Origin of the sequence: Micromonospora globispora (genome assembly GCF_003857015.1) — a bacterium.
In the GTDB taxonomy this organism is placed as follows: Bacteria; Actinomycetota; Actinomycetes; order Mycobacteriales; family Micromonosporaceae; genus Micromonospora; species Micromonospora globispora.
The window spans coordinates 1-10,867 of sequence record NZ_QGGF01000108.1; the positions used below are offsets into that span (position 1 = coordinate 1).

At 73.4% G+C, this 10,867-nt stretch carries 11 protein-coding genes; 7 read left to right on the top strand and 4 right to left on the bottom strand.

Features of this window, described 5'->3' with window-relative positions; genetic code table 11:
- Nucleotides 1-50: 50 nt before the first annotated feature.
- From DKL51_RS03930 to DKL51_RS03955, 6 genes are all read left to right on the top strand, one after another.
- Nucleotides 51-473 carry a roadblock/LC7 domain-containing protein gene (locus DKL51_RS03930; RefSeq protein ID WP_109944300.1) on the top strand — a complete coding sequence of 141 codons (423 nt, stop codon included), beginning with the start codon at nucleotides 51-53 and terminating at the stop codon, nucleotides 471-473.
- Nucleotides 463-852: a DUF742 domain-containing protein gene (locus DKL51_RS03935; protein ID WP_109944323.1), complete on the top strand. Its 390-nt coding sequence runs from the start codon at nucleotides 463-465 to the stop codon at nucleotides 850-852. The genes DKL51_RS03930 and DKL51_RS03935 overlap by 11 nt, the downstream gene beginning before the upstream one ends.
- Nucleotides 833-1,435: a GTP-binding protein gene (locus tag DKL51_RS03940; protein ID WP_109944301.1), complete on the top strand. Its 603-nt coding sequence runs from the start codon at nucleotides 833-835 to the stop codon at nucleotides 1,433-1,435. The genes DKL51_RS03935 and DKL51_RS03940 overlap by 20 nt, the downstream gene beginning before the upstream one ends.
- Nucleotides 1,436-1,560: 125 nt before the next feature.
- Nucleotides 1,561-2,598, top strand: coding sequence for a lactonase family protein (locus tag DKL51_RS03945; protein ID WP_185734696.1), 1,038 nt, complete (start codon nucleotides 1,561-1,563; stop codon nucleotides 2,596-2,598).
- A gap of 178 nt (nucleotides 2,599-2,776) precedes the next feature.
- Nucleotides 2,777-4,534: a VWA domain-containing protein gene (locus tag DKL51_RS03950; RefSeq protein ID WP_109944303.1), complete on the top strand. Its 1,758-nt coding sequence runs from the start codon at nucleotides 2,777-2,779 to the stop codon at nucleotides 4,532-4,534.
- A 214-nt stretch (nucleotides 4,535-4,748) separates the two neighbouring features.
- Nucleotides 4,749-6,233: a sugar transferase gene (locus DKL51_RS03955; RefSeq protein WP_109944304.1), complete on the top strand. Its 1,485-nt coding sequence runs from the start codon at nucleotides 4,749-4,751 to the stop codon at nucleotides 6,231-6,233.
- 42 nt (nucleotides 6,234-6,275) lie between these two features.
- Here DKL51_RS03955 and DKL51_RS03960 read toward each other — a convergent pair whose 3' ends face one another.
- A complete protein-coding gene (locus tag DKL51_RS03960; RefSeq protein ID WP_109944305.1) occupies nucleotides 6,276-7,406 on the bottom strand; it encodes a PP2C family protein-serine/threonine phosphatase in 1,131 nt (376 codons plus the stop codon).
- Between the two features lie 95 nt (nucleotides 7,407-7,501).
- Here DKL51_RS03960 and DKL51_RS03965 point away from each other — a divergent pair, with 95 nt between their 5' ends.
- Nucleotides 7,502-8,038, top strand: coding sequence for a MarR family winged helix-turn-helix transcriptional regulator (locus tag DKL51_RS03965; RefSeq protein WP_109944306.1), 537 nt, complete (start codon nucleotides 7,502-7,504; stop codon nucleotides 8,036-8,038).
- A 52-nt stretch (nucleotides 8,039-8,090) separates the two neighbouring features.
- Here DKL51_RS03965 and DKL51_RS03970 read toward each other — a convergent pair whose 3' ends face one another.
- The 3 genes from DKL51_RS03970 to DKL51_RS03980 all read right to left on the bottom strand — a co-directional run.
- The gene (locus DKL51_RS03970) at nucleotides 8,091-8,588 is read right to left on the bottom strand and encodes a cobalamin B12-binding domain-containing protein (protein ID WP_243422330.1); all 498 of its coding nucleotides are present in this window, start codon (nucleotides 8,586-8,588) and stop codon (nucleotides 8,091-8,093) included.
- A gap of 117 nt (nucleotides 8,589-8,705) precedes the next feature.
- Entirely contained in the window at nucleotides 8,706-10,376 is a 1,671-nt protein-coding gene (locus DKL51_RS03975; RefSeq protein ID WP_243422331.1) for a PP2C family protein-serine/threonine phosphatase, read from the bottom strand.
- Nucleotides 10,377-10,507: 131 nt separating this feature from the next.
- Nucleotides 10,508-10,867, bottom strand: a 360-nt coding sequence (locus DKL51_RS03980) for an ROK family protein (RefSeq protein WP_148097719.1), incomplete at its 5' end; no start/stop codon positions are given.

Below are 10,867 nucleotides of genomic sequence, written 5' to 3' on the forward strand. Positions count from 1 at the left end.
GAGTCGGTAGCGGCTTCCGAACCCCTGACCGGAACTGAGAGGGACGCCTAGTGGTGCACACGACGAGGCAGAAAGCCGATCTCGACTGGTTGCTCGATGATCTGGTGGAGCGGGTACCCGCCGCCCGGCAGGCGGTGGTGCTCTCGGCCGACGGGCTCATGCTCGGCGCCTCCACCGAGCTGAGCCGGACCGACGCCGAGCACCTCTGCGCCCTGGCCTCCGGCTTCTCCAGCCTGGCGAAGGGGGCGACCCGGCACCTCGCCGGCGGCCCGGTCCGGCAGACCGTGGTGGAGATGGAGTCCGCGTACCTCTTCGTCACCGCAGCCGGGCAGGGCGCCTGCCTGGCGGTGGTGAGCGACGCCGACGCCGACATCGGCCTGGTGGCGTACGAGATGGCGATGCTGGTCATCCGGGTCGGCGAGAATCTGACCGCCCCGGCCCGCACGCCGCCGGGTGTCGGCGATGCGGGCTGAGTCGCCCGGGCCGCAGCACGAGTGGCTGGACGCCGCCGCCGGCCCGGTGGTCCGTCCGTACACCCTCACCGGTGGCCGGGTCCGGCCCGCGGTCGAGGGCTTCGACCTGGTCGCGTTCGTGCTGGCCGCTCCGGCGGCCGACCCCACCGGCCAGCCCGGGCTGCAGCCGGAGCACCGGCGCCTGGTGGAGCGGGCCCGCCGACCGGTCGCGGTGGCGGACCTGGCCGCGGAGCTCGACCTCGCCGTCGGGGTTGTCCGGGTGCTCCTCGGCGACCTGCTCGCCCGCGGGCTGGTGGCGGTGCACGAGCCGCGGGCCACCGCGTACCTGCCCGACGAGAGCATCCTCAAGGCGGTGGTCAGTGGACTCCGTGCGCTCTGACCCGCCGGGAAGCGCCCCGCGCATCCCGCTCGCCCTGAAGATCCTCATCGCCGGCGGCTTCGGGGCGGGCAAGACGACGCTGGTCAGCGCGTTGAGCGAGGTCCGACCGCTGCAGACCGAGGAGATCCTGACCGGCGCCGGGATCGGCACCGACGACGTCTCCGGCGTGGAGCAGAAGGCGACCACCACGGTGGCGATGGACTTCGGCCGGATCACCATCAACGAGGACCTGCAGGTCTACCTCTTCGGCACACCCGGCCAGGACCGGTTCTGGTTCCTCTGGGACGAGCTGGCCTTCGGCGCCCTCGGTGCCGTGGTGCTCGCCGACACCCGCCGGCTGGCGGACTGCTTCCCCTCGATCGACTACTTCGAGCAGCGCAACATTCCGTTCGTGGTCGGGGTGAACTGCTTCGAGGGGTCCCGCCGGTTCAGTCTCGAGTCGGTGCGCGACGCGCTGGACCTGGACCCGGACGTGCCGATGGTGCTCTGCGACGCCCGCGACCGGCAGTCCGGGAAGTTGCTGCTGATCTCGCTGGTCGAGCACGTGGCCCGACAGCGGGGCGAACCGGTGCCGGTGCCCTGATCCGTCGGCCCACCGCGAGGCGTTCCGGTGATCGCCGAATTGGTCCGCAAAAAGACGGCTAAGCCGCCAGCTTCCCGGGAAGCCTCTGGTTGGATCAACGGAGGAGTCGGCGGAAGGTGGGTCCGGTGACCGGTCAGGGCGCGATCGTCCACATCGGCGGCTACACGGCGGAGAGCGGCGGACGGGCCGAGGGCATCGTCGTCGTCCGTCGGGACCCGGCGTCGGGGGAGCTCACCCCGTTGGGTACGGCGGCGGTCACCGCGTCGCCGTCGTTCCTCGTCCGGCACCCGGTGCTGCCGGTGCTGTACGCCGTGAACGAGCTGCCCGAGGGGCAGGTCAGCGCCTTCCGGGTCGCCCCGGACGGCGACCTGTCCCCGGTCGGCGTCGCGCCCACCGGGGGTGCCGAGCCCAGTCACCTGGCGGTCGCCCCGGACGGGCGGCACCTCTTCGTGGCGAACTACGGCGGTGGCAGCGTGGCGGTCTTCCCCCTCGACGCCGAGGGCGTGCCGGGGGAGCGTAGCGACCTGGTCCGGCACGAGGGACACGGCGCCGACCCGGAGCGTCAGGACCGGGCGCACTGCCACATGGTCTCGCCCGACCCGGCCGGCGGGCCGCTGTTCGCCGTCGACCTGGGCACCGATTCGGTCTACCGGTACGACCTCGACGTCGCCTCGGGTCGGCTGCTGCCCCGCGCCCCGCGGGTGCGGACGCCGGCCGGGACCGGGCCCCGGCACCTGGCCCGGCATCCCGACGGGCGGCGCTGCTGGCTGGTCGGCGAGCTGGACGGCACGGTCACCGGGTACGACCTGACCGCCGACGGCGCGCTCCACCAGCGGGTACGGGTGGACGCCAGCGAGCGGGCCGGGCACGTGCAGCCGTCGGAGGTCGCCCTCGGGCCGGACGGCCGCTTCCTCTACGTCGGCAACCGTGGTGTCGGCACCGTGGCGGTCTTCTCGGTGACGGAGGACGTGCCGGAACTGGTGGCCGAGGTCGACACCGGGGGCGAGTGGCCCCGGCACTTCGCCCTGACCGGCGAGCACCTCTACGTCGCCGACGAGCGCGCCGACATGATCCGGATCTTCCGGGTGGATCCGGGCACGGGAGTGCCGACGGCGGTGGGGGAGCCGGTGCCGATGGCGAGCCCGACCTGTGTCCTGCCGTAACGGCACGGCGGGTCACGACGCTGTCTTTAGTGGACCTTGATCACGTCCGATGACGGACTCCTCACCCATCGTAACAATTCTGTGATCAACTGTTTCTCCTGCGTAACTTTCGTCCGAACGGTTGTGGTCGTAGCGCCCCGAGGTACGCAAGATGGTCACCGTGTCTGGCCGCCATCGCATGCGTTCAAGCCTCCGCGGGGCAGGTGCCGCTGCGGCGGCCACCGCGCTCGCTGTCGTCGTCGCCGGTTCCTGGTTCGGTTACCAGCAGCTGGCGGGGCCGTCGTGCTCCGGGCAGATCAGGCTGTCCGTAGCGGCCGCCCCGGAGATCCAGCCCGCCGTCAAGGCCGCGGCCGACCAGTGGGTCTCCGACGGTGCGGCGGTCGGTGGCACCTGCATCGCCGTCGACGTCGCCTCCGCCGAGCCGGTCGACGTCGCGGCCGCGGTGGCCACCAAGCACGGCGCCTCGCTGGGCGGCGTCGGCGAGCCGAGCGGCACGGCGGTCACCCCGGACGTCTGGGTGCCGGACTCCTCGAGTTGGCTGCTGCGGCTGAAGAACGGCGGAGCGACGGCCTTCGCCCCGGCCAACGGCGCCTCGATCGCCCGCAGCCCGGTCGTGGTCGCGGTCCCCGAGCCGGTCGCCTCCACCCGGCTCGGCTGGCCGGGGAAGAAGTTGACCTGGGCGGACCTGCTGGCGCAGGTGACCAGCAGCAAGCCGCTGCACGCCGGCATCGTGGAACCCACCCGGGACGCCGCCGGCCTCTCCGGGCTGCTCTCGCTGAGCGCCGCCGCCAGTCTCACCGGCAAGGACGACCAGGTGAAGGCACAGGAGGCGATGACCGGTGCGTTGCGCGCGCTGGCCACCGGCCGCTCCTCGTTGCGGCAGGACCTGCTGAACCGGTTCCCGCGTTCGTCGAGCCCGACGGCGATCGCCAACGCCCTGAATGCGGCGGCGTTGTCCGAAGAGGACGTGATGTCCTACAACCAGACCAAGCCGCCGGTCCCGCTGGCCGCGCTCTACCTCGACCCGGCGCCGGTGCCGCTGGACTATCCGTTCGCGGTGCTGCCGGGCGTCGAGCCGGCGAAGGCGTCGGCCGCCCGGGTGCTCTTCGAGGTGCTCACCACCCCCGGTTTCCGTAACCGGCTGGCCGCGCAGTCGCTGCGCGGCCCGGACGGGACCTGGGGGGACGGCTTCAAGGCGCCACAGGGCGCGCCGAGTCCGGCGGGCGGTGCCACCACCCCGCCGATCGGGCAGGGCGGCACGGGCGGGTTGGACCCGAGCGCGATCCAGCGAGTCACCACCACCTGGACGGTCGCCACCCAGCCGGGCCGCCTGCTCGCCGTCATCGACGTTTCCGGGTCGATGAAGAAGCCGGTGGCGACGGCCAGGAACTTCACCCGCGAGCAGGTCACCGTGGCGGCGGCCAGCCAGGGTCTGAACCTCTTCGACGACTCGTGGTCGATCGGGCTCTGGACCTTCTCCACCGAACTGGTGGGCGCTCAGGACTGGAAGCCGTTGGTGCCGATCAACCCGCTCTCCAGCAACCGGGGCAAGATCCTGCAGACGCTTGCGGGGATCAAGCCCAAGGACAACGGCGACACCGGCCTCTACGACACGGTGCTGGCGGCGTACAAGGCGGTCCAGCAGGACTGGGAGCCGGGCAAGGTCAACTCGGTGGTGCTCTTCACCGACGGCAAGAACGAGGACGCCAAGGGCATCTCCCGGGCCACCCTGCTCGAGCAGTTGAGAAAGATCAAGGATCCGGAGCAGCCGGTACGGGTGATCATCATCGGTATCGGCACCGAGGTCAGCAAGTCCGAACTCGAGTCGATCGCGGGGGAGGCCGACGGCGCCGCCTTCGTCGCCCAGGATCCGTCCAAGATCGGCGAGATCTTCCTTCAGGCGATCTCGCAGCGGTCGGATGCGCCGCCCCGCTGACCGACCACTCAGGATAGGGTGTTCCGCCGTGCCAGGACTCCGGTACGGCGGAACACTTCCCGCCGAGACCGGCCGGGAAAAATGACGGCAATGCGTCCGAAGCAATCGGCATCCACAATTGTCGAGGCAACATGTTCCAGTGCTCCGCGCCGGCGGTTCCCGATCGGGACCGCCTGTCCGCTCGGGGCCGTCCTGAGCGAAGTGGGGAGGGCCGGTGACCTCGGCAACGCTGTTGACCCCCGCCAGGACGCCGTCGGGACCGGGGGGCGACCGCCCCGGACCGGCATCACGTGCCGCTGAGCGGGCGTACGTCCGGGTCCTCGTGGTGCTGGACACCGCCGTGCTGGCGGTGGCCATCCTCGTCGGGTACGTCGCCCGCTTCGGCGAGGAGAAGCCGATGGGCTCGGAGATCCCGTACGTGGTGGTCGCCCCCGGTCTGCTCCTCGCCTGGCTGATCTCGCTCAAGGCGCTGCGCTGTTACGACGACCAGGTCCTCGGCTACGGCGCCGACGAGTACCGGCGGGTCAGCGCGGCGAGCCTGCGGCTGGCCGGCGGCATCGCGATCGCCGGCTACATCGCCGACGTCGGCGTCTCCCGGGGCTTCCTGGCCATCTCGTTCGCGGTCGGCACCGTCGGGCTGGAGGTGGCCCGGTTCGCCGCCCGCAAGCGGCTGCACCGCGCCCGGGACCGGGGCAAGGGCTGGTCCCGCAAGGTGCTCGTGGTCGGTGACACCGCGCACGTACTGGAGTTGGTGCATACGCTCCGCCGGGAGCCGTACGCCGGCTACCACGTGGTCGGCGCCTGCATCCCGGACGCGTTGCTGGCCCCGGTGCCGCAGCGGCTGGGCGACGTGCCGGTGGTGGGCTCCTTCCGCGGCATCCCGGAGGCGGCCACCGCCATCGGGGCGGACACGGTGGCGGTCACCGCCTCCGGTGAGCTGACCGCGGCCCGGCTGCGCCGCCTCGGCTGGCAACTGGAGGGGACCGGGGTCGACCTGGTCGTCGCCCCGGCGCTGACCGACGTCGCCGGCCCCCGGATCCACACCCGACCGGTCGCCGGCCTGCCGCTGATCCACGTGGAGGCGCCCGAGTTCCGGGGGGCCCGCAAGCTGGTCAAGGGGCTGGTCGATCGATCCATCGCGTTCCTGGCGCTGGCCGTGCTGCTGCCGCTGCTGGTGGTGATCGCGCTGGCCATCAAGCTGGACAGCCGGGGGCCGGTGCTGTTCCGCCAGGTCCGGGTCGGCCAGGGCGGCGAGGAGTTCGGCGTCTTCAAGTTCCGCACCATGGTGATCAACGCCGACGCCCTGCTGGCCGAGCTGGCCGCCCGCAACGAGACCGACGGCCTGATGTTCAAGATGCGCGACGACCCGCGGGTGACCCGGGTCGGCAAGCTGCTGCGCAAGTGGTCGCTGGACGAGCTGCCGCAGCTCGCGAACGTGCTCCTCGGCCAGATGAGCCTGGTCGGCCCCCGGCCGCCGCTTCCCTCCGAGGTGGCCCGGTACGACGGCGACGTGGCCCGGCGCCTGCTGGTCAAGCCGGGCATGACCGGCCTCTGGCAGGTCAGCGGCCGGTCCGACCTGAGCTGGGAGGACGGCATCCGGCTCGACCTCTACTACGTGGAGAACTGGTCGCTCGCCGCCGACCTGACCATCCTCTGGAAGACCTTCGGCGCGGTGATCAACAGCCGCGGCGCGTACTGACCGCCGCGCCCCGGCACGGTGTCGTGCCGGGGCGGTGCCGGGTCACGGCTGGGGGCCCAGCCAGTCCAGGCAGACCACCACCGCGTCGTCGACCAGGTCACCGGAGACGAAGGCACGCAGGTCACCGATGAGGGACCGGACCGCGTCCAGCGGCTCCATCGGCCCGGTACGCCGCAGGAAGCGGTCCAGCGCCGTCTCGCCGTACCGGACGTTCTGCCCGGTGGCGTCGATGACGCCGTCGCTGACCACGAACAGCCGGTCCCCACGCTGCAACTCGAAGTGCTGCTCCTGGTAGTCCGTACCCTCGAACATGCCCAGCGGGAACTGCTTCTCCAGGACCTGCTCGGTGACCTCGCCGTCGCGCAGCAGCACCAGGCGCGGCGAGCCGGCGTCGACCACGGTGAGCCGTCCGGACGCCAGGTCCAGCTCCAGCAGCAGCGAGGAGAGGTGCTGCTCCCCCCGGTGCAGGGCGTAGATCGCCTGGTCGGCCAGGGCGGCCTGGTCGGCCAGGCCCAGCTCGGCCCGCCGGGCGTTGCGCAGCGCGTGGGTGGCGAGTGAGGTGAGCATCGAAGCGGCCACTCCCTCGCCCAACCCGTTGATCACGGAGAGCCAGAGCCGGTGACCGTCGTCGGACCAGTCGAAGCTGTCGCCCCGCACCGCGTACGCCGGTTCGAGCTGCCCGGCGAGGCTGAACGACGGGCGGATCCGGCTCCGGCCGGGCAGCAGCTCCCACTGCATCTCGGCGGCCAGGGTCAGCCGGCGCATGCGCTGCGCGGTGAGGTAGATGTCGGTGCTGGCGGCGACGGCCTCCAGCTCGTGGCCGAGCGCGGTGGCGATCCCGGCGAGTTCGCCGACGGCGGTCGGGTCGTCCGGGACGGGCGACAGCCGGAGCACGCCGCGCCGTTCGCCCCGCATGCCGACCGGGAACCAGCCGGTCCCGTCGTTGACGATCGGCTCCTGGTGGTCGAAGCACCGCCACGCGGGGTGGCCCGGCCCGGTGATCGGCTCGCCCTCCCGCAGCGGCAGCAGCACGGCCAACCGGTAGTCGACCTGGAACAGCTCGACCCGGGTGACCTGGTACGACCGCTCCAGCTCGCCGGCGAGCCGGTCGAGCAGGAGGTCGGCCGGGGCGTCGGTGAGGGTCCGGCGTGCCCGATCCTCCGGTCCGCTCATCTTTGCTCCTTTGCACAGGTCGGTGGCCTGGTGGGCCGGGTAGTCTCGGGCGCACCATGGCCGAAGAACACGGTCCCTACGGACCAGAAGCGAGTATGGCCGCCGCCCTCGACGAGGCGGCGGGCACCCTGCTGGCTGTCTGGGAGGCGGCCCGGGAACGGACAACGAGCCGACTCTCGGGCGCGCAGTTGCGTGCCGTCATGGTCGTCGAGCAGTACGACGGGATCAACCTCCGCCGCCTCGCCACGCTGACCGACATGCTGCTCTCCTCCGCCAGCCGGCTCTGCGACCGGCTGGTGGCGGCGGGAATGCTCGAGCGGGAGCCCGGCCGGTTCGACCGGCGGGAGATTTCGCTGCACCTGACGCCGGAGGCGATCCGGCTGCTCGAGGAGCTGCGGGCGGACCGCCGGCGGCGACTGGCCGAGGTCCTGGCCAACATGACCCCGGAGGGGCGCCAGGCGCTGCTGCGCGGGTTGACGGAGTTCGACGAGACCGCCCGGCGCCGGGAGAGCGTGGAGGCCGGCTGGCCGGTCCTGCAGGCGTCGGGGGAGCGGCCGGAGGAGCCGGGGGCGGAGTGGCCCGACGGGTCGGGCGGCCCGGCCGGCGAGCCGCCGGTGGCGCGGACCGCCTGATCCCGGCTCGACGCCCGTACCGTCCGACCGTCCGAGCACCTCGCCCACCCCCTCAGGCCGGGCCGGCCATGGACCGGGCGAGCCGGAGGTGGTGGCAGGCCCGCGGATGCTCGGCGAGGGCCGTCTCGCAGCTGGCGAGCACGGCGTCGAGGAGCGGGCGCCCGCCCCGGGCGGAGAACACCCGGTCCTGCCAGCCGACGAAGTCGAGCAGCAGCTGCGGGTCACCGACCCGGATCGCCGCGGCCAGCAGGTAGGAGACCAGGTGCCGGGCCGGCACGCCGGCCGCGAGGAAGGTCGCCCGCCAGCCCGCGGCCCGGACCACCTCGGCGACGATCCGGGCGGCCAGCGCATGCCACTCGCCCTCGACGCAGGCCATCACCACGTGTCCCCGGTCGGCCGGGCCGGAGTGCCGGGCGGCCACCGTGCCGACCACCAGCTCGCTGACGTGCGTGGCGGCGTGTTCCTGGGCGACGCTCCAGGTGCCGGTCAACCAGCGCCGGCCGATCTCCCGCTCGGCGACCGCGACCAGGTCGACCAGGACGTCCGCCACCGAGCAGCCGGCGTCCAGCAGCTCCGCCGCGAGCCGGACCGCCGCTGACGTGGTCGGCCCGGTCCAGGCAGTCCAGGTACGCCCCGGCGGTCTCCGGGCCGATCCCGTGGCCTGCGGTCACGCGGGCGCCGCCGCCACGGCGAGCATGGCGATGTCGTCGTGGACCTGCCCGTCCAGCCACTCGTCGACCAGTTGCAGCAGCCGGTCCACCAGGGTGGCCGGCGGCAGGCCGGCCCCCGACGCCAGCGCCTGGCGCAGTCGGGCGTTGCCGAACATCTCCAGTTCCGTCGGGCCGCCCCGGGCCTCGGTCACCCCGTCGGTGTACGCGAGCAGCAGATCGCCGGGGGCGAGCCGGACCTCCGCCTCGACGAACCGGGCAGCAGTGAGCGCGCCGATCGGCATGCCGCCCACCCTTACCTGGTCGACGGTGCCGTCGGCCCGGACGATCAGCGGGGAGGGGTGACCGCCGCCGGCCACCCGGACCACCAGCCCCCCGTCCCCCTGGCGGGCCAGGGTGCCGAGCAGCAGGGTGGTGAACTGGGCCGAGCGGGCGGCGTCGGGAGCGTCGAAGAGCGCCCGGTTGAGCAGCCGCATCAGCTTCAGCGGCCGCTGCTCGACCAGCCGGAGGGTCTGCAACGACTGGCGTACCCGGCCGGTCAGCACCGCCGCGCCGACCCCCTTGCCGCAGACGTCGCCGAGGGCGAACATGGCGCCCTCCTCCGTGGGAAAGACGTCGTAGAAATCGCCGCCGATGCGGAGGCTGTCCCCGGCGGCCCGGTAGCCACCGGCCAGCGTGGCCCCGCCGACGGCGGGCAGCTCCGGCGGAAGGAGGCTGTTCTGCAGCACCCGGGCCAGGTGGGCCTGCTCGCCGTAGAGCTCGGCGGCGGCCAGCGCGGCCCCGGCGCGGGCGGCGAACTCCCGGGCCAGCTCGATCTCCCGCTGGTCGAACCCGGCGCGCTCGGCCCGCCGGATCAGGATCAGCGCGCCAGCCGGACCGCCGGCGTTGAGCATGGGGCTGATCAGGAGGGTGCCGGGCCGGCCGAAGTGGTCGGGTAGCACCTCGGCCAGGTCGGCCGGTTCGGCGTTGAGCCACGGGCTGGGCTCGACCGCGTCCCCGTCGAGGGCGTCGGCGAGGCCGGGGACCGCGGCGGCCAGGTCCCAGGAGCCGACTCCGGTGGCGGGGAGCGCGTCACCCTCGGCGTACCGGATCCAGTGCGGCTCGTCCTCGGGAGGCGGTGGGCGGTGCACGACCACCGCGGCGTCGGCCAGGTACGGCACCGGCAGCGTGGCGGTGGCCCGCAGCGTCTGGTCCCGGTGCAGCGACAGCCCGAGCCGGCTGCCGGCCTGGGCCAGGAACGCCGTCCGGGAGCGCTCGGCGAGCAACGCGTCGGTGCGCGCCTGCTCCTCGGTGACGTCCCGCACGTACCAGGCGCAGCGGCCGCCGGCGAGGCCGCGTCGGGTGCCGCGCAGCCGCCGGCCGCGGTGTTCCGCGTCGAAGGTGTCGGCACCGGCCTGGACCGCGCGGGCCAGGGCGGGCACCGCGCAGCGGGCCAGGTCGGTGCCGAGGGTGAGTTCCGGGAGGAGGTCGACCGCCATCGCGTTGACCAGGGTCACGATCCCGGCGTGATCGGTTGTCGCGATCGCCTCGGCGAGCCCGTCGAGCAGCTCACGGGCGAGTCGGGTGTCGGCCGGCAACGCGTTCTCGGTGGATCTGCGGGACCGTGGCCGGGAGGGGTGTCCGCCGCCGCTGACCGGCCCGGCGAGACCGCCCCGTCGGGCGGTCGTCACCGCTGATCGCCGGGCACCCCGGTCTGTCGACCTGTGCGCATGCTGTCGGTGCACTCCTCGGTTGCGGTGTCGTCGCCTCCGCGCAAGCGTACCGAGGGCGGCAGCCGATCGCCCGTCCAGGAAGTCGGGGGTCACCCGTAGCGGGCGAGCCAGCCCACCGGCCGGTCGACGATCAGGCGGACCACCGAGGCGGCTCCGCCGACGGCGGCGGACTGTGCGCCAAGCGCCGCCGGCCGCACGGTCACCGGCGACCAGGCTGCGGTGAGCACCCGGCGGGAGATCTCCGCGACCACCGGTGGCCGGAGCCACGGCGCGAGCGGGGCGTATCCGCCGCCGAGCACCACGGTGTCCAGATCGAGCAGGTTCACCACGCCCGCGACCGCCACCCCGAGCGCGGTTCCGGCGTCGGCCAGCGCGGCGAGGGTGACCGGGTCGCCGGCCGCGGCGAGGTCGGCCAGCCGGGTCGCGGCGGTGTCCGCGGGGAGTTCCGC